Below are 22,994 nucleotides of genomic sequence, written 5' to 3'. Positions count from 1 at the left end.
GGATGAACTCCCGAGGCTTGCCGAACACTGCGGTGGGGGGCACAGGTGCTGGTCCTAGGAAAGGCTCGGCGTGGACGCTAACCGGCTGACGGGAGCAGGTCAATGGTCCGGACGAATGTGCCGTATGCCGGAGGGTGATGCCGGGGCGGCGCCGGAGGGTGACGGCGTGCGGGAGTCCTTCTCCGTCGCGTGCGGAGTCCCTCCGCATCGCTTGAAGAAGTCGTGCCGCGCCTCTTGACCGCTGCCGGTCGAACGCTTCACAGTTCAGGTTATGCGCATTACTTATACGCATTAGTAGAGAGGTCGGCCGGAAACCGACCGGGTGAGGAGCATGGTGGAGCAGCCCAGCAAGCGACCCAGGCGGGGGCGGACCCCCGGGGCGGGCGGACGTCCGTCCCGGCCGCGGCAGGCGGAGGTCGCCCGGCTGGCCGGGGTGTCCCAGGCCACGGTGTCGCTCGTGCTGTCGGACAAGGCGCAGGGATCGGCGATCTCGGACGAGACGCGGCAGCGGGTGCTCGACGCGGCCCGCAGCCTCGGCTACGTACCGGACGTGGCGGCCCAGCGGCTGGCGGCGGCACGCAACAACCTGCTCGGCGTCTACAGCTTCACGGCCACCTTCCCCACGGACGTGGAGCACTCGTACTACCCCTTCCTCGTCGGGGTGGAGCGGGAGGCGGCCGCGCGGGGGTACGACCTGGTGCTGTTCACGGGATCGAGCTCCGGCGGCGCCAAGGCGGCCGGGCCCGAGGCGCTGAACCGCGTCCGGCTCGCGGACGGATGCCTGTTCCTCGGCCGTCATGTGCCGCTCGCCGAGCTGAAGCGGATGGTCGCCGACGGGTTCCCGGTCGTGCACCTCGGCCGCCGCGAGGAGCTGGAGGGACTGTCGTGGGTGGGCGCCGACTATGTCAGCGCCAGCCGCGAAGTGGTCCGTCACCTGGTGTCGTCGGGGCATCGGCGGATCGTCCTGATCCGGGAGGACGACGACGCGCCGGCCTCCGCGGACCGCCAGCAGGGCTTCCTGGAAGGGCTGGAGGCCGCCGAACTGGCCGGCGGGCCCGAGGCGGTGTTCCGCTGCGCCGACCCCGGGCGCGACGTCACCCCCGAGCGGCTGCGCCGCTGGCTCGCCGAGGGCGTCACCGCGTTCGTCGCGGAGGAGACCGACACCGGGGGCGCCTGGCGTGCCCTGCGCGCGGCCGTGGGCGAAGCGGGGCTGAGCTGTCCCGGCGACCTCTCCCTCGCGCTCCTCGGCAGCCCGCCGCCCGACCTTGCGGGCGATCCGCAGCCCACCGGATTCGACGTGCCGCGGCACCAGCTGGGCGCGGCCGCGGTCCGGATGCTGGCCTCGCTCGTGGCGGGGGAGGAGGCCGACGAACCCCTGGTCGCCTGCGCCTTCCGGGCCGGTACGACCACCGGGAGCCCACCGGAGCCGCGATGACACCGGCGGACGGGCACGAAGACATCGCGAACCGCCGGCGAGACGTACCACCGAGAACCATCAGCAGGGAGAAGCGTGAATCCGAAAGCCGACATCCTCATCGTGGGCGGCGGACTCGGCGGCGTGGCCGCCGCACTGGCCGCCTGCCGGGCCGGCCGCAGCGTCGTCCTCACCGAGGAGACCGACTGGCTCGGCGGGCAGCTCACCTCGCAGGCCGTGCCGCCCGACGAGCACCCGTGGGTGGAGCAGTTCGGCACCACCGCCTCGTACCGCCGGCTGCGCGAAGGCATCCGGCAGTTCTACCGGCAGTGGTACCCGCTGCGCTCCGAGGCGATGGCCCTCACGGACCTCAACCCGGGTGCCGGACGCGTCAGCAAGCTCTGTCACGAGCCACGGGTCGCGCTGGCCGTCGTCGAGGCGATGCTCGCGCCCCACCGGGCCGCCGGACGGCTCACCGTCCTCACCGACCACCGGCCCGTCGCGGCCGAGGCGGACAACGATGTCGTACGGTCCGTGACACTGGAGCGCCGCCCGGACGGCCGGCAGGTCACCGTCCCCGCCCGCTACGTCATCGACGCCACCGAGACGGGGGAACTCCTCGAACTGGCCGGTGTCGAGCACGTCACCGGGGCCGAGGCGCGGTCCGCGTACGACGAACCGCACGCCCCGGACGAGGCCCAGCCGCTCAACCAACAGGGCATCACCGTGTGCTTCGCGCTCTCCCACCACGAGGGCGAGGACCACACCGTCGACCGGCCGGCCGACTACGGCTTCTGGCGGGAGTACCGGCCCGACTTCTGGCCCGGACCGCTGCTCGGCTTCGAGGCCCCGGACCCGCGCTCACTGGAATCCGTGCCACGCACCTTCGTGCCCAACCCGGAGCTCGACCCGCTCGCGGTGAGCGCCGACCAGAGCGCCGACGCCGGCGACAAGGAACTGTGGGGCTTCCGGCGCATCCTGGCGCGCAAGCTGCACCGCCCCGGCGCCTTCGACTCCGACATCACCCTCGTCAACTGGCCGCTCAACGACTACTGGCTGAAGCCGCTGGTCGGGGCGGGCGCGCAGACCGGGGCCGAAGCGGTCTCCGGGGCACGGCAGTTGTCGCTGTCGGTCCTGTACTGGCTGCAGACCGAGGCGCCCCGCGAGGACGGCGGCACCGGGTTCCCGGGCCTGCGCCCCCGCCCGGACGTGACCGGTACCCCGGACGGCCTCGCGAAGGCTCCTTACGTCCGCGAGTCACGCCGTATCGAGGCGGTCACCACCGTCACCGAGCACGACGTGGCGATCGACCTGGTCGGACCCTACGGCGGCACCAGGTACCGGGACTCGGTCGGAGTCGGCAACTACCGCATCGACCTGCACCCCTCGACGGGCGGCGACAACTACATCGACATCGGCTCGGTGCCCTTCGAGATCCCGCTCGGCGCGCTGGTGCCCAAACGTGTGCGCAACCTGCTGCCCGCCGGCAAGAACATCGGCACGACGCACATCACCAACGGCTGCTACCGGCTGCACCCGGTGGAGTGGAACATCGGCGAGGTTGCCGGCGCGCTCGCCGCCCACTGCCTGGACGAGGACGTCGAACCCGCTCAGGTCCAGGCCGAGGACAAGCGGTTCGAGGAGTTCGCCCGCCGGCTCGACCGCGACGGGGTGCAGCGCCACTGGCCCGACGTACGGGGCTACTGAACAACGGTGTACACGGCGGCCCTTGCCGCCGTACCGCGGGCCCGAGCCGGAGCCGGGCGGGAGAGAGCCGTCCTGCCCGCCCGTCCGGCCGCCGCCCGCGCATGACTGACACAGCACAAGGAGGTGCCCGGACATGACCACCCACAGAATCCGCGTCGGCATCGACGTCGGCGGGACCTTCACCGACGCCGTCGCCGTCGACGCCACGACCCTCGGCCTGCTCGGCCAGGTCAAGGTCCCCACCAGCCACCACCACGAGGACGGCGTCGCCCACGGCATCGTCGAGGCCCTGGACCGGCTGCTGGGGCAGATCGGCCGCGATCCCGCCGACGTCGCCTTCCTCGCCCACGGCACGACCCAGGCGACCAACGCCCTGCTCGAGGGTGACGTCGCCACCGTCGGCCTGATCGGTGTCGGCACCGGCCCCGGGGCCGTCCTCACCCGCCGGCTCGCCGCCCTCGGCCGCCTCGAACTCGCCCCCGGCAAAAGGCTTCCGCTCACCTACGCCCACGTGGCCGACCCGGACGACGAGGATGCCGTCCGCGCCGCGGTCGACGAGGTCACGGCCCAGGGCGCCGAAGTCGTCGTCGCCACCGAGCCGTTCGCCGTCGACCACCCCGAGGGCGAGCAGGCCGTACTCGCCACCGCCCGCTCCGCCGGGCTCCCGACGACCGCCGCGCACGAGATCACCTCGCTGTACGGACTGCACAAGCGGACCCGTACCGCCGTCGTCAACGCGGCCATCCTGCCGCGCATGCTCGCCACCGCCGACCTCGTCGACGCGTCCATCACCAAGGCGGGCATCTGCGCACCGCTCATGGTTATGCGCTGCGACGGGGGCGTCATGGCCCTCGACGAGATGCGCCGCCGCCCGCTGCTGACCGTGCTGTCGGGCCCGGCGGCCGGTGTCGCCGGCGCCCTGATGCAGGAGCGCATCAGCGAGGGCGTCTTCCTCGAGACCGGCGGCACCTCCACCGACATCAGCGTCGTACGCCGCGGCAAGGTCGCCGTCCGGCACGCCACGATGCTCGGCAGGAGTTCGTACCTCAACGCCCTGGACGTCCGCACCGTCGGTGTCGGCGGCGGCTCGATGGTCCGCGTCGACCTGACCCGGGGCGACGGGGCCCACGGCGGCCGGGCCCGCATCACGGGCGTCGGGCCGCGCAGCGCCCACATCGCGGGACTGCCCTACGCCTGCTTCGCCGACCCGGCGGAGCTGCGCGACGCGACCCTGGCCACCGTGCGCCCGATGGCCGGCGACCCGGCCGACCACGCGGTCCTGGACGCGGCGGGCGGCCGGTACGCCATCACCATGACCTGCGCCGCCAACGCGCTCGGCCGGGTACCCGAAGGCGACTTCGCGCACTGCGACCAGGAGGTGGCGAGGGCCGCCGTCGCCCCGCTCGCCGCCGCGCTCGGCGTGGACGTGCCCACGGCCGCCGCCCGCATCCTCGACGCGGGCGCCGAGCAGGTGAGGTCGGTGGTGGACAAGGTCATGCGCGAGTACCGCCTGGACTCCGACACCGCCGTCCTCGTCGGCGGCGGGGGAGGGGCGGCCACCGTCACCCCCCACCTCGCGGTGCTCACCGGCATGGAGGGCAGGATCGCCCGGCACAACGAGGTCATCAGCCCGATCGGCGTGGCCCTGGCCCTGGTGCGCGAGCAGATCGAACGGATCGTCCCCGGCGCCACGCAGGAGCAGATCCTCGCCGTCCGCGCCGAGGCCGAGCGGGCCGTCGTGGCTCAGGGCGCCGCCGCCGACGGGGTCGAGGTCGAGGTGACCGTCGACCCGCAGACCAGCACCGTCCGCGCCATCGCCACCGGTGCCACCGAACTGCGTACCCAGGACCGCTCGCACAGCGCCGACGACGGCGAACGGCTCGCCGCGGCGGCCGCCAGCCTCAAGACCGACCCGGACCGGGTCCGCGTCCTCGCCGGCACGCCCGCCCACACGGTCTACGGCACCGAGGTGCGGCGCCGGCTGCGAGCCACCCGGCACCCCGTGCGCGTCGTGGACGCCGACGGAGTGGTGCGCCTGCACGCCGCCGACGCACAAGTGGCCGCCACCACCGTGGGAGCCGCTCCCGAACTGCTGGGCGACCTCGTCCGCGAGGCGACGTCGTACGGCGACGGCGGCGTCCGGGCCCCCGCGCTCAGGCTGCTCCTCGGCTCCCGTATCGCGGACCTCTCCGGAGTCCTCGACCCGCAGCCGCTGCTCGCCCTGGCCCGCAGCGAGATGCGGGACCGCGCCGCCGACGAGCCCGTGGTGGCCGTCGTGGAGGTACGGTCATGAGCCGCGCCCGGGCGGCGGCCGGGGCGAAGAAGGTCCCCGGGCCCGTCGCCCGTCCGGTCGAGGACACCGACGACCTGGATCTGGCGGTACGCCTGCTCGCCGCCACACCCACCCACGAGGGGCGGGACCCCGCCCTGCTGCGCCGCTGGGCCGAGGCCGCCGACGCGTTCGGCGCCGCCCTCGAACCCGGTCCCCGTACCGCCCGGATCGTGGAACGCGACGACGGGCTCGACGAACTGCTTCTCGCCCGCTACACCTCGCGTCCCGCCACCGTCGAGATCTGCACCGACACCGTCGAGCGTGCCGAGGAACTCATCGACGAACTCGGCTGGCGCTCCTGGTACCCCGTGGGATCGGTGCGCGCCGCGGCTCTCGCCCACGAGAGCGCGCACGAGCACTTCCACCACCGGGCGACCCGGACCGCGCTCAAGGAGGCGATCGGGCACACCGCGCTGAGGCTCGGCCGCTTCCGCGTCCTCGCCCATGTCGCGGGGGCCGAGGAGATCGCCGCCCACGCCCACGCCCGTACCGTCTGCGGACTCGGCCGCAGCCCCCTCCTGCTGACCGCCGCGCTCGCCGCCGCGGTCGGCGCACCCGGAAGAGAGAACTGAGCCATGGGTGTCGTCATCCTGCTCGTCATGGCCGCGGGTGTCGCCGCCATGCTCACCCGCAAACTGCCCACGGCGTTCGCGCTCGTCATCCTCGCCGTGGTCATCGCCTTCGTCGCCGGCGCCCCGCTGACCGGCGAGAACAGCGTCCTCGACACGGTCCTCCAGGAGGGCGCGCCCGCACTGGCCGCCACGATGATCGCCATCGTGCTGGGCTCCTGGCTCGGCAAGCTCCTCGAGGAGACGGGGGTGGCCGCCACCCTCGTCCGCAAGATTGTCGAGTTCGGCGGGGACCGTCCGGTCGTGGTGGCCCTCGGTGTGCTGGCGGTCTCCGCCCTCATCGGGACCGTCACCGGCTCGGCGCCCGCCGCGATGCTCGCGGGCCTCATCGGCATCCCGGCCATGATCGCGGTGGGCATCCCGAAGGTGACCGCCGCCGGGACCGTCCTCATGGGCATCGCCGTCGGCATCCCCTTCGAACTGCCCCTGTGGCAGTTCTTCTCCACCGCCCTGGAACTGCCCGTACCGACCGTCCGCGGCTTCATGGTGAAGCTGTTCCCGTTCGCCCTGGTGGCCGCCGTCCTGTACGTGTTCATCGAGTCGCGCCGCCGGGGCGTCGAGCACACCTGGTCCCTCAAGTCCGTGTCGGACAAGCCCCGTTCACCGAGCCGCCGGCAACGCCTCGGCGACGCCCCCTGGTACGCGCTGCTCACCCCGGCCGTGCCGCTGGTCCTCGCCCTGGGCTTCGAACTCGCCATCATCCCGTCCCTGCTGGCAGGCGTCCTGTACGTGCTGGTCACCACCACCCGTCCCCGGGAGATGAACAAGCGGCTGCTGCGCACCCTGTACGGCGGATTCGAGGTGGCCGCCCCGCCGATCGTCCTGTTCATCGCCATCGGCATCCTGCTGGCCGCGGTGAAACTCCCCGGCGCGGTCGAGGCGCTCGAACCGCTGGTGAAGGCGGTCAGTCCGCAGAACGCCGTGGTGTTCGTCGGCGTCTTCACGCTGCTCGTGCCGCTGTGCCTCTACCGCGGGCCGCTGAACGTGTTCGGACTGGGCGCGGGCATCGCCGGTGTCCTCATCTCCACCGGGATCTACCCCGCCGCGGTCGTCCTCGGCATGGCCACCTCGTACAACCAGGTCTTCGGCGTCGCCGACCCGACCAGCACCCAGACCGTGTGGGCCGCCCAGTACGCCGGCGTCTCCCCGCAGCAGGTCATGGTGCGCACGCTCCCGTACGTGTGGGCCGTCGCCCTCGGCGGGCTGTGCGTCACCGCGGCCACGTACCTCTGAGGTCCGGCCGCGCCCCTTTCTCCCTCCCGCCCTCCCCTCCCCTCCCCTCCTCTTTCCCTCCCCGCCCGTCCTTCCGGAGTCTGGAGTCGCACCATGAACGAGCCGCGTCCTGGTCGTCGTCTGTTCCTGCGCGCCGGTGCCGCCACCGGCGCCGCCCTGACCGTCGGCGGACTCGCCCCCACGGCGGCGTCCGCCCTGATCCCGGACGGGGCGGCCGCCCCGTCCGCGGCCGCAGCGCCCGGCGGTTTCCCCGACTACAAGTACGTCCGTACGCTGCTCACCCCCTCCCGGCTGAAGTACAACCCGACGGGCGAGATCATCTTCCCGTGCATCCGGGGCACCGCCGGCCGCATCCCGAACCCCCTGGGCAAGTACTACCTGTACTACGGGCCGCACGACGCACCCGGCGGCATCTGCCTGGCGTACGGCAACTCCCTGGAGGGCCCCTTCACGGAGTTCCCGGACAACCCGATCGTCCCGAACGACTGGCAGCCCCACTACTCCGTCAGCCACGTCGCCTCCGCCCACGTGATGTGGCACGAGAGCGCCAAGGAGATGTGGATGTACTTCCACGGGGAGAACACCACGACGCGGCTGGCCCGGTCCAAGGACGGCGTCAACTTCACCTACGACAAGGTCGTCCTGACCACGTCCATGCTGCCCGGCGGCACGACCGAGACGTCGTACGCCCGGGTCTTCCCGCACGAACTGCCGTCCCGTGGGGCCCACTTCGTGATGGTCTTCATGCTGAACAACACGACCGACCACCGTGACATCCACTGGGGCTGGTCGGCCGACGGGCGCACCTGGACCTTCGACCAGCAGCCGCTGGTCCGCCACACCGACGTCGGCGCCGTCAACATCGGCGGTCCGCACCTGCTGTACCGCAACGACAGCACGTACGTCGTCTACAACAAGGACAAGGGCAGCGGCGGCGACCTGATGATCACCGAGGTCGGCAACGACTTCAGCAGGCGCACGCACCTCGGTGTCTTCTACAACTCCCTGTCGACCGCGCCGGAGAACGGTCGCGCCGCGGCCCCGTCGTTCGGCACGGACGGCGGCGTCCCGTACATGATCTACGAGGCGGGGGACCGGCTCGCGGGTTCCATAGCGATGGCCCGCGGCTGACGGACCGCGCCCGCGGAGACCGCGGCCCCGTCGACCGACCGGCGCAGGCAAGGTGCGCCGAACGCCCGCACCCGTGATCGTGGTGGGGAAGGACTCCGCTCCTCGGAGGCCCGGGTACCAAAGACAGGGGTACCCGGGCGTTCGAGCCCCATGACGGGATACAGGTTCGGCACATGGACAAGCACCAGCTGATCGAGGAGACCGCGGGCCGGACGGGAGCCGCGGAAGGCGACGGGCGGCTCGCGCCGCGCGATGTCGAGCGCGTACTGGACGCGCTGTTCGGGACGGTGGAACACCCCGGTCTGATCGCGGAGGCCGTCAGGGCGGGGGAGACGGTCGTCCTGGGCAGTTTCGGCGACTTCCACGGTGCCGACGGCACGGCCGCCTTCCGGCCCGGCAAGGCCCTGGCCTCCTACCTCCGGAGCGGCACCGGATGAACGCGGCAACCGGCGCCGATCGCGTACCGACCGATCGCGTACCTGCCGATCGCGTACCGGCCGGGCCCGCATCGGTCGGGCCCGCATCGGTCGGACACGCCTCATCACGGACGCGTTCATGGCGACGATGAATCTGCGGGCCATCGGTCCCGCCCCGGCCGGCACGGTGTGGCGGCGCTACACGCACTTTCAGCAGTGGCCCGGCTGGTCGCCGCAGATCAGGGCGGTGCACACGGACACGGCGCACATCGCGCCCGGGGTGCGCGGGAGTGTCGAGTCCGTGGTGGGTCTCAGCGTCGCCTTCGTCGTCGAGGACGTCGACCCCGAACGGCGCAGCTGGAGCTGGCGGGTGCGGTTGGGACCGGTGCGGGTGCGGCTGCGGCACGACGTGCTCCCCCGAACGACCGGCGCCAGGACCGGCGTCGGGACCGGCGCCGGGACCGGTGTCGGCACCGAAACCCGGCTCGTGATGCAGGGGCCGCTGCTCGCACTGATCGCCTACGCGCCGCTGGCGCGCCTCGCCCTGCGCCGGCTCGTCCGTGACTGAGCGTCCCCTCCCCGCCGGGCCGGGGACGGATCGCGTCAGGTGCCGGACCCCGTAAGGCCGTGTCCGGCACCTGACGCCTCACAGCCGCCGCACGCGCAGCACTCCGGTCAGCATCGGAAGAGTGAATTCGCCGCGGGCCGTCTCCGGCCGGCCGGCGAGGAAAGCGCGGATCCGGCTCAGCGTGGCCTCTCGCTCCTGTGCCGGCATGACCAGGATCCCGGCCCGCGTCGCGAGGGTCGCGACGAGGGAGTCGGCAGTACGGCGCTGCCCGTGCGGGAACACGGTCTGCTCCGGTGAGCCGAACCGGGCCGCCCCGCCGGTCCTCGGAAGGTGCATGCCGGTCGTCTCGGCCCGCCAGCTCGCGGGCGTGTCACGCGGGCCGACGGCCGCGCTCCCACCGGCCCGCGCGAGTGCGGCGACCCACTCGGTCCGGTCGTCCAGGACGTTCCACAGGCCGGCCAGGATGCCGCCGGGCGCGAGGACCCTGGCGATCTCGGGTCCCGCGACGGCCATGTCGAACCAGTGCATGGCGTTGCCCGCGAGCACGGCGTCGACGGAGGCGTCCGGCAGCGGGAGCGCCTCGGCGCCGCCCGCCAGGGCACGGACCCCCCGCAGTGCGCGGCGCAGCTCGGTCAGCATCGCCGGATCGGGCTCGACCGCGGTGACCTCGGCGCCCAGTGCGACCAGGGTGGCCGTCAGCTTGCCCGTTCCGGCGCCGAGATCGAGCACGCGCGGGCCGGGCGCAGGCTCGCAGGCCCACCGCACCGCGGCCCGCGCGTAGTCCGGGCGGTGCTCCGCGTACGCGACCGCCGCCGCGCCGAACGACGAGGAGTGGAGCATCCGGTCGTCCTGGCGTGTCCGGTCGTCCTGGTCCATCCGTTCACGGTAGTAGCGCTGCCGATGTTGGTCTAGACCTTGACGTGCTCTGTTCACGCAGGCACTCTGAGAGCGCTCTCATGGACCGACAGGGTCCGCTTCCTCTCACCTCCCCCCCTTGGCGGGGACGCGGCTCCCCGACCGTCCGTCCATCCGTCGTACTTCAACTCCGGTGGCGATGAACCCACCTGGCAGGAGGACGAGCATGCTTGCCCTACGGAAATCGCTGGTGGCGCTGGTGGCCGCGGCGGCCGTCGGTACGGGACTCACGGCGGTGGGCCCCGTGTCCCACGCCGAGGCCGCGGTGCCCACGACCATCCCGCTCGAACTCAAGAACAACTCGGGGCGTGGGGACCAGGTCTACGTCTACGTCATCGGAACCCTGCTCTCGACCGGCCAGCAGGGCTGGGCGGACGCGAACGGCACGTTCCACGCCTGGCCGGCGGGCGGCAACCCGCCGACCCCCGCCCCGGACGCGTCGATCGCCGGGCCGGCCAACGGCCAGACCAAGACGATCCGGATGCCCAAGTTCTCCGGCCGGGTCTACTTCTCGTACGGCCAGAAGCTCGTCTTCAAGCTGACCACGGGCGGCCTGGTGCAGCCCGCGGTGCAGAACCCGTCCGACCCGAACGCGAACATCCTCTTCAACTGGACCGAGTACACCCTCAACGACGCCGGTCTGTGGATCAACAGCACCCAGGTCGACATGTTCTCGGCCCCGTACGCGGTCGGCGTCAAGACCGCCGCCGGGACGGTCAAGACCACCGGACACCTCAAGGCCGGCGGTTACACCGCCTTCTTCAACTCGCTGCGGAGCCAGTCAGGTGGCTGGGCCGGCCTCATCAGGACCCGGTCCGACGGCACCGTCCTGCGTGCCCTGGCGCCCGGCCACGGCATCGAGGCCGGTGCCCTGCCGAGCACCGTCATGAACGACTACATCAACCGGGTGTGGACCAAGTACGCCTCCTCCACGTTGACGGTGACCCCGTTCGCGGACCAGCCCGGCACCAAGTACTTCGGCAGGGTCTCCGGGAACGTCATGAACTTCACCAACAGCTCCGGCGCTGTCGTCACCTCGTTCCAGAAGCCCGACTCGGACAGCGTCTTCGGCTGCTACAAGCTGCTGGACGCGCCGAACGACCTGGTGCGCGGCCCGATCTCCCGCACCCTGTGCGCGGGCTACAACCGCTCCACGCTCCTGACCAACCCCAACCAGCCCGACACCGGTTCGGCGGGCTTCTACCAGGACGCGGTGACCAACCACTACGCCAAGAAGATCCACGAGCAGATGGCCGACGGCAAGGCGTACGGCTTCGCCTTCGACGACGTCGGCGCCCACGAGTCGCTCGTCAACGACGGCAACCCGCAGACGGCGTACATCACGCTCGACCCGTTCAGCTAGGGGGCCTGTATCAAGTCGTGATCTACCTGACCCCCGGTCCGTTGCGGTTCCGGGCGGTCGGGGCGGCGCACTCCTCTGGATCCGTCACCTCGGAACAGCTTGATCACGACTTGACACAGGCACTAAGGCGACGTCGCGGAGGCGCTCACTGCGCTTCCGGGGCGGCGGGTCGCCCATGACCGGATCACGATCGCCGAACAGGAAGCGGCTCTGCTCCGGCTTGGTCTGCCTGCTGCGGTGGCTGAGGCCAATGCCCAGGCGCTCGGCCTCTTCGCCAAGGGGGACTCCGACTGGGGCAGCAACGACGTGCAGCAGATCTTGCAGCGTGCTGCGGCGACGTTCGCTGAATTCGCGAGCGCGCACCTGGCCGCCTTCACCACTTCGCGAGGCAACGAGGCCGGCGAGTGAACTGACGGCGTCTCGGGCCGGCCCGAGACGCCGTACGCCGTACGCCGTACACGGCCGAGGATCAGGTCGGTCTCTACCGCAAGGTCTCGGGCGCAGAAGGTGAACAGCGAAGGGGGTCGGCGCGGATTGCTCCGCGCCGACCCCCTTGGTTGGTCAGAGCTCGTTGATGAGGGCCTCGAGTCGGAGCTCGCCGTCACGGGTCTGCATGCCGGCGCGGAGCAGCTTGTGGGCGAGTTCCGCGGCGTCGGCGGTGAAGAGCGGGCCGAGCAGCGAGTTTTCCGTTGCCAGTCCCGCCCGGGTGACGGGGTTCGGAACCGCGTTCACGGCGTTTTTCACGGCGGAGACGATCTCGGGCTTGAGGGCGCCGATCCGGGTCGCCAAGGCACTGACGAAGGCGTCGATCTCGTCTGCGGGGAGCGCGCGGTTGACGAGGCCGTACCGTTCGGCGAGTTCCGCGTCGACGAGCTGCGCACCGAGTAGGAGCTCGAGGGCGCGCGCGCGGCCCACCAGCGACGTCATGTACTGGGTTCCGCCACCACCGGCCATGATGCCCATGAGCACCTCGGGCTGTGCCTGGCCGGCCTTCCCGATCGCCGCGAAGCGCATGTCGAGGGCCATGAGGAACTCGTTCCCGCCCCCACGGGCGAGCCCGGTCAGCTTGCCGATCGTGATCTGAGGAAGCGACCGGACCTCTTCGTGCACGACCTGCATGAGGTTCAGATCAGCGGGGAACTCCGCGTCGGGGTTCGCTGCGACGGTCGCCGCTCCCGCAGCCGCCAGCACATCGGGCTCGGTGATGAACTTCGTCTCGCCGTGGGCGATGAAGATGTCGGGATCGGCACTGTCGAACACGATCACCCGCACGTCTGTGTCGTCGCGGACCTCGGCGACGAAACTGCGGAGCGAGGGCAGCAGTGTTCCGTCGGAGAGGTTCAGGGGCGGGTTGTCGATCGTGACGGTCGCGACGCCACCGGCAACGGCGACTCGCAGGGCGGGCAGGTCGTAGGACATGGGAACTTCTTCCAGAGGATTGAACGCGGCACCATATGTGACACTGAGTGTCACGGTAGACCCGCAGTGTCGATCGTGCAAATGAGGGGCGGGAACGTACACTCGGTGCATGGACGGCATCAGCACGCGAGCGATCGGCCGCGCAGCGATCCGAGACGAACTCGGCAACCTCGCACTGCGCCGATTCTTGGACTCCGGGTTCGATCCCGTGACCTTCGATGACCTCGCCAGCCGAGCGGGCGTCTCTCGGAGCACGTTCCTGCGGTACTTCGGCAGCAAGGAGGACGTGGTCCTCTACGTCTTCGATCCCCTGAAGGAGCAGATGGCGTCCGCCCTCGCGTCGCGCCCCAGCTCCGAGGACGACTGGACGGCGCTCCGCGCGGCGATCACCCCCGCTGTAGCGCTTCTGGAGGACGACGCGGCCGACGGACTGGCTCGGCTCCGGCTGGTGTGGTCGACTCCCGCGCTCTCGGCTCGCCTGCACGAGAAGCAAGCAAGTTGGCGGCCGGCACTCGTCAACGTCCTGGCTCAACGCGGCGAGGACGAAACCCCTCTCATCACCCTCCGGACGCGTGCGATGGCCGCGCTCGGCTGCGTCATGGTCGCGTATGACGGCTGGGTCGAGAGCAACGGAGCGGCACAGTTGGCGTCGCTCACGGACGACGCGTTCGCAGCCCTGGCACGGCCGCGGTAACCGCGGGCTCCCGCGGCCGTGCCATGAACGCTGCCCGACCGTCCGGGCGGGTGCGGGGGCGGCCGGCCGGGCCGGGGGCCCGGATGCCCTGGAGGACGGGGATGAACTGCGGGCTGTCCCCGGCCTGCCCGGCGGTGATCATGAAGGAGAGCGGGAGGTAATCCCAGGTGTCATCGGACAGTTGAGGGCGAGACACCCCGCTGTTCTACCCGACCGCCCGGAACCGCAACGGACCGGGGGTCAGGTAGATCACGACTTGATACAGGCCCTGGGGCGTTTCTTTTGGATCGGCCCGGGTCCGCGGCGCCCGGCCGACACGGCGCCTCGCGGCGTTGTCGCACGACCCGGGTACGCCCGATACGCGGATCATGCTCCGCCTCGCGACGCACCGCACCGGACACCGCGGCCCGATCCGACCCGATCCGAAAGAAACGCCCCAGGCACCGGGGACGCCCGGGTATCGGAGACGAAGGGCGGGACCCGCGACGCGGGTGGACGGCGCGGGTGGACGGCGGTCACGGGGCCGGGCCGGTCACCCGGGCCGTCGCGGCGCGCTCACCGGCATCCTGGGCACCGGGAGTGAACAGCCGGCACTTCCGCTCCGTACCACCCGTGGAACACCCGCCCCTCGGCGCGGGACCAGCACGGATACGGAGAGGCATGTGCCACACCAGCCACAGCGAGGACGTACCGGCCGCACCCTCGGCGCCCGCACGGCGCGCGGCGCCGCACTGGCCGGCGGCCTGGCGCTGCTGACGCTCGCCACCGCCTGCGGCGGGGACGAGGACGACGGCTCCACGGACGACGGGCGGGCAAGGACCCCCGCGGTGTCCGCCCCCTCGGCCGGGGTCGTGGCACCGGCGAAGGTCGAGGTGATCGCCGCCCTGACCGGCTGCAAGGTCAAGATCCGCACCGACGCCGACGAACTGCGCGAAGGCGTCTGCCACACGACCGGCGGCGATTACCTCATCACGACCTTTCCCGCGGAGAAGTACAAGCTGACCTGGCTCGACAGCGCGGCGATCTACGGAGGCAGGTACCTCGTCGGCCCGCAGTGGGCCATCAGCGCGAAGCCCAAGATGCTCGAGTTCCTGCGGACGAAGGTCGGCGGGGTCGTCCGGGACCTCGACGCCGAGCGCACGGCGGGCGCCGGCCCCGGCACGCCGTAACGGTCGGTGAATCCGCGCCGGAATCACGGACGGGCGTTTTTCGGCGGGTGAACAGGAATTCACCCGCGGAATCGAACGGTAGGTGAACGACGATTCATCGACTAGGGTGAATGGCTGTTCACCCCCGCCTTGTCTCGTCCAGGGAAGTGCCATGCAGGATCCGCCGCCGCTGCCCGCGCAACCGTCCGCCGTCGGCGGGGTCTCGTCCCTGGAGAGGCTGCGCGTCCGCCTGACGGTCCCGGTCCTCGCGTACGGCGGCATCCTGATGGCGGTGATGCAGACCGCCGTCGTACCGCTGCTCCCCGACCTGCCGCGGCTCACCGGTTCCACCGCGGCCGCCGTGTCGTGGACCGTCACCGCGACCCTCCTCGCGGGCGCAGTGCTCACGCCGGTACTGGGCCGCGCCGGCGACATGTACGGCAAGAAGCGCGTCCTGCTCCTCGCCCTCTCGCTGATGACGGCGGGCTCGGTGCTGTGCGCCCTGACCTCGGACATCCGGGTGCTCATCGCGGCCCGGGCGCTGCAGGGCGCCGCCGCGGCCGTGGTGCCGCTCTCCATCGGCATCCTCCGCGACGTCCTGCCGCCCGAGCGCACCGTCTCCGCCGTCGCCCTGATGAGTTCCACGGTCGGGATCGGCGCGGCGCTGGGCCTGCCGCTCGCCGCGCTGGTCGTCGAGTACGCGGACTGGCACACCATGTTCTGGGTGTCGGCCGCGCTCGGAGCGGCCGGGCTGGCGCTCGCCCGGTGGGCGGTGGACGAGTCGGCCGTACGGCAGCCGGGCCGGTTCGACACGCTCGGTGCCCTCGGCCTGGCCACGTTGTTGATCTGCCTGCTGCTGGCGGTCTCGCAGGGCGGTGAGTGGGGCTGGACCGGTGTGCCGGTCGTCTCCCTGTTCACGGGTTTCGTGCTCGTACTGGCCCTGTGGTGGTGGCAGCAACTGCGGGCCGGACGACCGCTGGTCGACCTGCGGCTGGCCGCCCGCCCGAGCGTCGCGCTGCCTCATCTGACCGCCCTGCTCGTCGGATTCTCCTTCTACGCCAACTCCCTGGTCACGGCGCAGCTCGTGCAGGCGCCGACGAGCACCGGGTACGGGCTCGGCCTGTCGATCGTCGGCGCGGGACTGTGCCTGCTGCCCAGCGGTGTGACCATGCTGTTCCTCTCGCCGGTCTCCGCCCGCATCTCCATGGCCCGCGGTCCCCGCGTGACGCTCGCGCTGGGGGCCGCCGTCATCGCGTTCGGGTACGCGATACGGATCGCGGACAGCCGCGACCTGTGGGTGATCGTCCTGGGCGGCACCATCGTGTCGGCCGGCACCGCCCTCGCCTACTCCGCCCTCCCCACCCTGATCCTGGGAGCCGTGCCCGCCGCGCAGACCGGCTCCGCGAGCGGGGTCAACGTCCTGATGCGTACCATCGGCCAGGCGGTGTGCAGTGCGGCCGTGGCCGCCGTACTGGTGCACCACACCCACTTGGTCGGCGGGTTGCCCCTGCCCGGTCTGCGGGGGTATCTGCTGGCCTTCGCGATGGCCGGGGCGGTCGCCCTGGCCGGGTGCGCGATGGCCTTGTCGATACCGGTGGGCGGTGAGCCCGCGAACGCCGGGCGGTGGTCGGGGCGGCGCGGACGGTCCGCGGACACGCTGCTGGAGGGAGCAGGAGAATCATGATGTCCCCGGAGTCCTCCCACGCCGATGCCCTTGCCCACGTCCCTGCTCGTGCCGACGCCCGTGCGCATACCGAGACCCCTGCGCATGCTGGTGCCGGGACCGCGGCAGCGGCAGTGGCCGCGCCCGCCGCCGTGCCGGACGGCGGCCCGGTCCGCCGGGACGCCGGAGCCACCAAGGCGGCCATCCTGCGCGCGGCCCGCCACCTCCTCGCACGGCACGCCCACGGAGACATCACCCTCAAGGCCGTGGCTGAACGGGCCGGTGTCAGCCCGCCCCTGATCATGAAGTACTTCGGCAACAAGGAGACCCTCTTCGCCCAGGTGATGTCCTTCGACGAGGACGCCGCCGTGCTGCTCGACGCACCCGTGGCGGCCCTCGGCCGTCACATGGTCCGCCACGTCCTGGTGAGCCAGCGCGAACGGGGCGCCGACCCGCTGCTGCGCATCGTCTTCGCCCCGTTCCACGGCAGTCAGGGAGACACGCTCCGCACCAACTTCCGTACCCAGGTGAGCGACCGGCTCGCCCTGCGCCTCGACGGCTCCGACGCCGGCCTGCGCGCCGAACTGGCCGTGAGCATGCTGCTCGGCCTGGGCGTGATGTACGGCATCGCGCGGGGCGGGGAACTGCGCGCGACGCCGCTCGACGACATCGTCGGCCGGTACGCACCCGCCGTGCAGGCCTTCCTGACACCGTGACCGGAGCCGTGACCGGAGCCGGAGCCGGAGCCGGAGCCGTTGGGCCCGGGGCCGCCAGGGCCCCGGGCGGGCGCTCTCAGCCGGTGTGGACCTTCAGCGCCGTACGGACGGCGGATTCGAGGGCGCCCTCGATCCAGGCGGGCTTGATCGACGTGTGACACCCCGCGAAGTGCAGGGGCCCCTCCGACCTCGGGATGTCGGGGAACAGCTCCGTGTGCTGACCGGGGAAGAGGACGGAGGCCTCGCCGTAGGCGTAGTGGTCGCGCATCCACGACTGGGTCTTGCACTTGCCGGTGAAGAACACCTCGCAGCGGCGGCCGAAGACGGCCTGCACTCCGGCGAGCGCGCGCAGGTACCGCTCCTCGTCGGCGTACGCGTCCCACTTCAGGGCGTCGTCGGACCAGCTGTAGGAGGCGAGGACGACACCGCCGTCGCTGCCCTCCATGGGGTGCGCGTGCTCGAAGTACGTGAAGCGGTTGGCGTTGTCGCTGACGGAGCCGCCGCCGCGGACGTGGGCGGCCTCGGGATCGCCGGACACGGCGGGGCGGAAGGCCGAGAAGCACTTCTTGAGGTCGTCGGAGAGGGTCACCCCCAGGTCCCGTACGGACCGGTGTGCGCCCAGGTGTCTGCCGTCCCTGACCCTGCCGGCCCGGTACCTGGCGTAGAGGCCGTCCTCGACGGAGTCCAGCGCCTCCTTCCACTCCTCCTCGGTGAACTCCCACCAGCGCCGGGAGAACTCCAGCAGCACCTTGGTCGCGGCGTCGTAGTGCAGTTCCGTGATGGCGCGGCGCTTGCCGTAGGTCAGGGGCGGGTCGAAGGCCACGTGGCGCAGCCCGGAGAAGGGCACGGTGACGATCACCTCGTCGCCCTCGAAGACCTCCGTGACACCGCCGTCGCCGGTCTGGCAGTCCTCCGACACGGTGTGCACCCGTACGCCGCCGTCGCCGCGTTCGATGCGCACGGCACGCCTGTCGAGCCGCACCTTGTTCTTCACCGGTGCGTACAGCGCGTCGACGAGCACCGCGGTGCCGCCCTTGAGCTCCCAGAACTTCGTCTTCGGGTCGATCAGCGCGCTGCCCAGGAAGCTGTGCAGGAAGGAGAGGTGCAGCCGCGAGGTCAGGTTCTGTACGGTGCCGACGAGGTCGATGGTCCGGACGTCGAGGCCGGCGACCTCGGTGAGGTACCGGTACATGGACCAGTGGCCGTACCGCTTGAGGATCTTGACCCATCCCTCGACGAGAGCCGTGCCCTCCTTGCCGCGGATGAGCAGGTGCGCGGGCTCCAGGGCGGCCGCGAGGATGGCCGAGGCGGTCCTCGTACGGTTGTCGCCCCTGACGCCGAAGGTGTCGTTGATCTTCTCGGGGTGCCGCTCGTAGTCGGCCCGGCGCATGTGGACGCCGTTGATGTGCATCCAGGTGCGGTTGGCGCGCTGCGCCGGGTTGTCGACCTCCACGTCCACCAGCAGGAACTCCTGGCGCGGCAGATCGAACTTCTCGATCAGCGCCATCAGGAGCGGGTGGCTTGCGGGCAGGCGCATCGCCCCCGCCTCGGCGTACTGCCGGGGGTCGGCGAAGGGCTGCTCGCCGTTCTCGTGACCGCCTGTGCGGAAGGTCTTGATGCGGCCGCCGACGCGGTTGTCGTTGGCCTCGATCACGACGACGTCGTGGCCCACCCGGTGGAGCAGATCGGCGGCGAGCAGACCGGCCGGGCCGGCCCCGACGATCAGGACCCGCTTCGACGCCCTGCCCCGGCTCGGTGGCAGACCGTGCTCGACGGCCCGTACGTAGGACGGGACCAGGGACTCGTCGTGCTCGTCGTACACGGCGATGGCGCGGGCGACCGTGGTGTAGGCCTGGGGATCGACACCGGGTGGCGCCGCGGCCGGCGCCACCGAGGGTACGGCGACGGGGCTCAGGGCGGTCGCGGGCGCGGCGGTGGCGGCGGTGAGTCCGGCGGCGAGGACCGTGGCACCGGCCGCCGTGACCACCGAACGCCTCGTGGGCGGCGTGTCCTGCGGATGAAGGGACGGAGGAGGGGAGTTGTCCATGTCGTGTGTAGTCATCGTGATCATGCTTGGCACACGGCCGGCGCGTATCCAGGGCATTCACACGGACGAGGAGCTCAAACCACTCTTTCCGTCATAGGGCGGGGCGACCTTCATCAGCAGGGTCCCGGGCCGTACGGTGGCCCGGGCCACCGGCCGCACGATTTGGCCGGGAGGGAGGTCGAACCGCACCTGCCGGACGATCGTCGCGACGGCGGTGATCAGCTCGGTGAGGGCGAACCGGTCGCCGATGCACTTGTGCTTGCCCGCCCCGAAGGGGAGAAACGTTCCTGACCACCTGAGGGTTGCGCGAGGCTTTCCCGTCCCCGCCCCGCCCCGCCTGCCGGCCGCGGTCGACGGCGAAGAGCGTGAGCGCGCCGCTCCCTCCTCCTCGTACGTCACCACCGTGTCCGGCGCCGCTACGTCCCCGGCCGGACGAGCGGGGGTCGCCGAACTGGCCGTGGGCGCGGTGCTGCACCGGATCACCGCCGAGGCGGGGCCCGCCCACGCGGTTGACGGCGGGGTACGAACTGGTCGTGCGCGAGAGCGCGGTCGCCCGGGACCGTACGGTCACCAGGGAGGCCAGGGAGGCCAGGGAGGCGGAGGCGTGCCAGGCGTGACGGTGCTTCAGCGGGGGGCCCGGCGCCAGACGAAGACCTCGGTGCCCGGCTGCCGCTCGGAGAAGCGGTCCGCCGGGGAGGCCTCGCGCAGCAGCCGGCGTACGTCCGCCTCGAAGGCGTCCAGACGCGTGCCGAACAGATGCGGCGCCGAGAACGACATCGAGAAGACGCCGGCCACGACGTCGTCGGCGGAGCGCTCCAGGACCTGCCCGCCGGGGATCACGAGGCGCCGCAGGCCGGTGAATCCGGCGCGGGTGAACACCGCCGCCTCCCCGCTCGGCGTGCCCCGCGCCAGCACGCCCCGGCCTGCCCTGCGGACCGGGCCCAGGTAGCGTGCGACCAGCTCGTCCAGGGCCGCGTACGGCACCGCGGGATGCGGCAGGCCGTCGACGGCCCGGGTCCGCGCCTTCAGATCGGAGATGTGGACGAGGGCCCCGCCCGGCCGGAGCATGTCCCTGACGGTCGCCGCCACCGGGTCGCGGTCCATCCAGTGGAAGGACTGGGCGAAGACGGCGACGGTGAACGTCCCGAGACCGGCCGGCAGTTCCTCGGCCCGGGCCCGCACCCACCGCGCCTTCCCGCCCACCCCGCGCCCGGTGGCCTCGCGCACGGCTTCGGCGATCATCCCGCGGTCCGGGTCCACGCCGACGACCTCGTCGAACAGGTGGGCGAGGGTCAGGGCGACGGTGCCGGGTCCGCATCCCACGTCCAGGAGGCGTCCTCGCCCGTCGGGTTCCAGGGCTTCGGCGAGCGCGTCCGCCAGCCCGGGGGAGTAGGGGAGCCTGCCGCGGCGGTAGTGGGCCGCCGCGCCCAGGAACAGCGTGTCGTCCCACTCCCAGTCGGTGACCATGTCCGCCCGTCACTCCTCGCGCAGTCCGCGTGCCGATACGGCGGACCGATGATTCCACGACCGCGTCGGGTACGCGGCCCCGCGGACACGTCCGTCATCCTGCGGCGCCCGCCCGGCCCCGCGGCGCCCGCGTCATCCTGCGGTCAGGGTGAAGGCCAGCAGCGCCGTGGTGGTGAAGTCCAGCGCGGGCTCCACGGTCTGCCAGGCGCCCACGTCGTCCAGGTAGCGCGCGCCCTTGCCGTCGAAGTCGCTCCAGGCCCCCGTCGGCGGGGCGGCCGTGCACTTCCTCATGGTCGGGAAGCTGTTCAGCTCCTCCAGCCTGTCCGCCGCGTTGGGGCCGTTGACCACGGCGCCCCGCAGGATGGCGCCCGTCCCGTCGTGGCTGCCCCGGAGGTTCGCCAGCGGGTGTTCCGGGCAGTGCGGATAGACCTCGCCGGCGCCGATCACGAAGCTCGTCCCCCAGGCATTGGCGCCCAGGGCCCAGCCCCGCTGCCGGCCGGCGAAGGCCGCGTAACGGGTGTCCCCCGTCGCCCTCGCGTACAGACGGGCGGTGGCCACCAGCCCGAACGTGTGCGGCACGGCGTCGAAGTCGTCGTAGACGGCGCCGGCCCCGAACGGGTCGTGCCCGGCGCGGGCCACGCCGTCCTCCAGCTGGCGGCGCAGGTCCTCGTACAGCTCCTCGGCCCCGATCCCGTGCGTCCGGCCGCCGTCCAGGACGGTGGCCAGGTCGACGTGCGCCAGGGCGCTGACGTCCGCGACCCCGAGGGTGCCCCGCACGTCGGAGCGCAGGTACGCCCCGGCCCAGCGAGCCGCGTCGCCGGCCCAGTCGCCCTCCCGGTCGTCCCCCAGTTCCCGTGCGGCCAGGGCCAGTTCGGCGCCGCCGAACTCCATGTCGTCCTGCCAGGAGTCCTCGGGGTAGAAGGTGGGCGGGAACGCGGTGAGGGGCGGCTCGTCGGGGTCGGGCCGGGTGTCGGCCAGGGCGTAGACGGCGGCGGCCTTGTCCAGCCAGGTCCGGGCCTCCTCCTCGTCCGTACCGGCCGCGCGCTGTGCGGCGAGGGCGAACGCCGCGGCCACCCGGCCCGCCAGACTGGCGCTGACCGCCTCGCCCGGCTCGGCGGCACGGAAGACCGGCCGGTGCTTGATCGCGTCGTCCGGGTCACCGGGTGACACGTCCAGCCGGTCGTCGGCCTCCGGCAGCCGCCACACGTCGTGGTCCGTCCGTACGGCGTCGTTGCCCACGCCGATGCCGACCTGTGCGTAGAGCGTCCCGCTGTCCCCGTCCCACATCCTGTCCAGCCAGGCCAGTCCGTGCGAGGCCTCGGCGGACAGCTCCTCCAGGTCCGGCAGGTCGCGCTGCGCGAGGAGCAGTTCGGCGACCGAGTAGGACGTGGTGCCGGTGAACTTCAGGAAGTCGCCCGCGTCGAACCAGCCACCCGAGACGTCGACCCGCTCCCCGGTCGGGCTCAGCCGCTCGTCGAGCAGCTCGGTGCCCTCCTCGTCGTACCGCGGCGGGGCGTGGACGGCCGCGTCCCGGTCGGCGAGATGGGACGGCCCGTGCCGCAGGGTCCGCCCCCGGGCGCCCGCGGCACCGGGGTGCACGTCGGCTCCGTCGCGCTGCGCCTGCAGGAACCGGACGTTGTCCCGGACCAGCGGGGTCATCAGCTCGCGGGCCCCGGCGACCCGGAAGGCGGGCGAGCGGCCGGACGCGCTCCCGGTCAGCACGACGCGGTAGGTGCCGGTGGTGTCCAGCGCGGAGAGGTCGATGGTGCGTACCGAGGAGTACTCGGCGTTCCAGCGGCCGGTGGAGGGCCCGAGCCTGCCGGCCGTGACCACGTCGTCCCCGGCGTCGACGACCTTGAAGCGCGCGCCCGCGAGTGCCGCCGCGGGCCCCATGACGTAGGCACGCTTCGACTCGCCGCGCACATAGCCGACCTGGTCGACCCTGACGGCGACCTCAGTCGGGGCGGGCTCGTCACCGAAGGGCAGGCCGTACAGGCTTCCGGCGACGAGCAGGGTGCCGAGTCCCGCGGCCACGGTGGCCGGCAGCACGGTTCTGCGCGAAAGGTTCATGTGCCCACGGTGCCGGAGCCTTCATGAGATGAGGATGAGGATGAGGATGAGGATGAGGACTA

At 72.1% G+C, this 22,994-nt stretch carries 20 protein-coding genes and 1 pseudogene; 14 read left to right on the top strand and 7 right to left on the bottom strand.

Annotation, left to right across the window (positions count from 1 at the left end):
* The first annotated feature begins 331 nt into the window (after positions 1-331).
* From QFZ75_RS02520 to QFZ75_RS02485, 8 genes are all read left to right on the top strand, one after another.
* The gene (locus QFZ75_RS02520) at positions 332-1,435 is read left to right on the top strand and encodes a LacI family DNA-binding transcriptional regulator (protein ID WP_307533590.1); all 1,104 of its coding nucleotides are present in this window, start codon (positions 332-334) and stop codon (positions 1,433-1,435) included.
* Positions 1,436-1,510: 75 nt separating this feature from the next.
* On the top strand, positions 1,511-3,121 hold the full coding sequence (locus QFZ75_RS02515; RefSeq protein ID WP_307533589.1) for an FAD-dependent oxidoreductase: 1,611 nt from the start codon (positions 1,511-1,513) through the stop codon (positions 3,119-3,121).
* 133 nt (positions 3,122-3,254) lie between these two features.
* On the top strand, positions 3,255-5,414 hold the full coding sequence (locus tag QFZ75_RS02510) for a hydantoinase/oxoprolinase family protein (protein ID WP_307533588.1): 2,160 nt from the start codon (positions 3,255-3,257) through the stop codon (positions 5,412-5,414).
* A complete protein-coding gene (locus QFZ75_RS02505) occupies positions 5,411-6,025 on the top strand; it encodes a hypothetical protein (protein WP_307533587.1) in 615 nt (204 codons plus the stop codon). The genes QFZ75_RS02510 and QFZ75_RS02505 overlap by 4 nt, the downstream gene beginning before the upstream one ends.
* A 3-nt stretch (positions 6,026-6,028) precedes the next feature.
* On the top strand, positions 6,029-7,315 hold the full coding sequence (locus tag QFZ75_RS02500; protein WP_307533586.1) for a TRAP transporter large permease subunit: 1,287 nt from the start codon (positions 6,029-6,031) through the stop codon (positions 7,313-7,315).
* A gap of 93 nt (positions 7,316-7,408) precedes the next feature.
* On the top strand, positions 7,409-8,446 hold the full coding sequence (locus tag QFZ75_RS02495; protein WP_307533585.1) for a hypothetical protein: 1,038 nt from the start codon (positions 7,409-7,411) through the stop codon (positions 8,444-8,446).
* A gap of 173 nt (positions 8,447-8,619) precedes the next feature.
* A complete protein-coding gene (locus tag QFZ75_RS02490; RefSeq protein ID WP_307533584.1) occupies positions 8,620-8,883 on the top strand; it encodes an HU family DNA-binding protein in 264 nt (87 codons plus the stop codon).
* A gap of 118 nt (positions 8,884-9,001) precedes the next feature.
* Positions 9,002-9,430, top strand: a complete 429-nt coding sequence (locus tag QFZ75_RS02485; RefSeq protein WP_307533582.1) for an SRPBCC family protein — start codon at positions 9,002-9,004, stop codon at positions 9,428-9,430.
* A 78-nt stretch (positions 9,431-9,508) separates the two neighbouring features.
* Here the strand turns inward: QFZ75_RS02485 and QFZ75_RS02480 are convergent, their stop codons facing one another.
* Positions 9,509-10,306 (bottom strand): class I SAM-dependent methyltransferase, encoded by a 798-nt coding sequence (locus QFZ75_RS02480; RefSeq protein WP_307533581.1) that lies wholly within the window; start codon positions 10,304-10,306, stop codon positions 9,509-9,511.
* Between the two features lie 205 nt (positions 10,307-10,511).
* Between QFZ75_RS02480 and QFZ75_RS02475 the strand changes: the two genes are divergently transcribed.
* Positions 10,512-11,708, top strand: coding sequence for a glycoside hydrolase family 64 protein (locus QFZ75_RS02475; RefSeq protein ID WP_307533579.1), 1,197 nt, complete (start codon positions 10,512-10,514; stop codon positions 11,706-11,708).
* Positions 11,709-11,945: 237 nt separating this feature from the next.
* The gene (locus QFZ75_RS02470) at positions 11,946-12,116 is read left to right on the top strand and encodes a hypothetical protein (RefSeq protein WP_307533578.1); all 171 of its coding nucleotides are present in this window, start codon (positions 11,946-11,948) and stop codon (positions 12,114-12,116) included.
* A 153-nt stretch (positions 12,117-12,269) separates the two neighbouring features.
* On the opposite strand, the gene QFZ75_RS02465 is transcribed toward QFZ75_RS02470, so the two are convergent.
* Positions 12,270-13,127: an enoyl-CoA hydratase/isomerase family protein gene (locus QFZ75_RS02465; protein WP_307533577.1), complete on the bottom strand. Its 858-nt coding sequence runs from the start codon at positions 13,125-13,127 to the stop codon at positions 12,270-12,272.
* Positions 13,128-13,236: 109 nt separating this feature from the next.
* Here QFZ75_RS02465 and QFZ75_RS02460 point away from each other — a divergent pair, with 109 nt between their 5' ends.
* Positions 13,237-13,821, top strand: coding sequence for a TetR family transcriptional regulator (locus QFZ75_RS02460; RefSeq protein ID WP_307533576.1), 585 nt, complete (start codon positions 13,237-13,239; stop codon positions 13,819-13,821).
* 28 nt (positions 13,822-13,849) lie between these two features.
* Here QFZ75_RS02460 and QFZ75_RS02455 read toward each other — a convergent pair.
* Positions 13,850-13,975 (bottom strand): annotated as a pseudogene (locus tag QFZ75_RS02455) (IS5/IS1182 family transposase); the annotation flags it as partial.
* 508 nt (positions 13,976-14,483) lie between these two features.
* On the opposite strand from QFZ75_RS02455, the gene QFZ75_RS02450 reads away from it, so the two are divergent.
* The 3 genes from QFZ75_RS02450 to QFZ75_RS02440 all read left to right on the top strand — a co-directional run bounded on the left by QFZ75_RS02450 (position 14,484) and on the right by QFZ75_RS02440 (position 17,348).
* A complete protein-coding gene (locus tag QFZ75_RS02450; protein WP_307533575.1) occupies positions 14,484-14,990 on the top strand; it encodes a hypothetical protein in 507 nt (168 codons plus the stop codon).
* A 151-nt stretch (positions 14,991-15,141) separates the two neighbouring features.
* Positions 15,142-16,653 carry an MFS transporter gene (locus QFZ75_RS02445; protein ID WP_307533574.1) on the top strand — a complete coding sequence of 504 codons (1,512 nt, stop codon included), beginning with the start codon at positions 15,142-15,144 and terminating at the stop codon, positions 16,651-16,653.
* Positions 16,654-16,766: 113 nt separating this feature from the next.
* Positions 16,767-17,348 carry a TetR/AcrR family transcriptional regulator gene (locus QFZ75_RS02440; protein WP_307533573.1) on the top strand — a complete coding sequence of 194 codons (582 nt, stop codon included), beginning with the start codon at positions 16,767-16,769 and terminating at the stop codon, positions 17,346-17,348.
* Between the two features lie 76 nt (positions 17,349-17,424).
* On the opposite strand, the gene QFZ75_RS02435 is transcribed toward QFZ75_RS02440, so the two are convergent.
* From QFZ75_RS02435 to QFZ75_RS02420, 4 genes are all read right to left on the bottom strand, one after another.
* Entirely contained in the window at positions 17,425-19,395 is a 1,971-nt protein-coding gene (locus QFZ75_RS02435; RefSeq protein WP_373466018.1) for a flavin monoamine oxidase family protein, read from the bottom strand.
* A gap of 57 nt (positions 19,396-19,452) precedes the next feature.
* Positions 19,453-19,794, bottom strand: a complete 342-nt coding sequence (locus QFZ75_RS02430; protein ID WP_307533571.1) for a cytochrome P450 — start codon at positions 19,792-19,794, stop codon at positions 19,453-19,455.
* 225 nt (positions 19,795-20,019) lie between these two features.
* Positions 20,020-20,862, bottom strand: a complete 843-nt coding sequence (locus tag QFZ75_RS02425) for a class I SAM-dependent methyltransferase (RefSeq protein WP_307533570.1) — start codon at positions 20,860-20,862, stop codon at positions 20,020-20,022.
* Positions 20,863-20,994: 132 nt separating this feature from the next.
* A complete protein-coding gene (locus QFZ75_RS02420) occupies positions 20,995-22,932 on the bottom strand; it encodes a glycoside hydrolase family 9 protein (RefSeq protein WP_307533569.1) in 1,938 nt (645 codons plus the stop codon).
* Between the last annotated feature and the right edge of the window lie 62 nt (positions 22,933-22,994).

This window comes from Streptomyces sp. V3I8 (genome assembly GCF_030817535.1).
Lineage (GTDB): Bacteria > Actinomycetota > Actinomycetes > Streptomycetales > Streptomycetaceae > Streptomyces.
The sequence above is the reverse complement of the archived record's forward strand: the minus strand, read 5'-3'. Positions and strand labels throughout refer to the sequence as shown.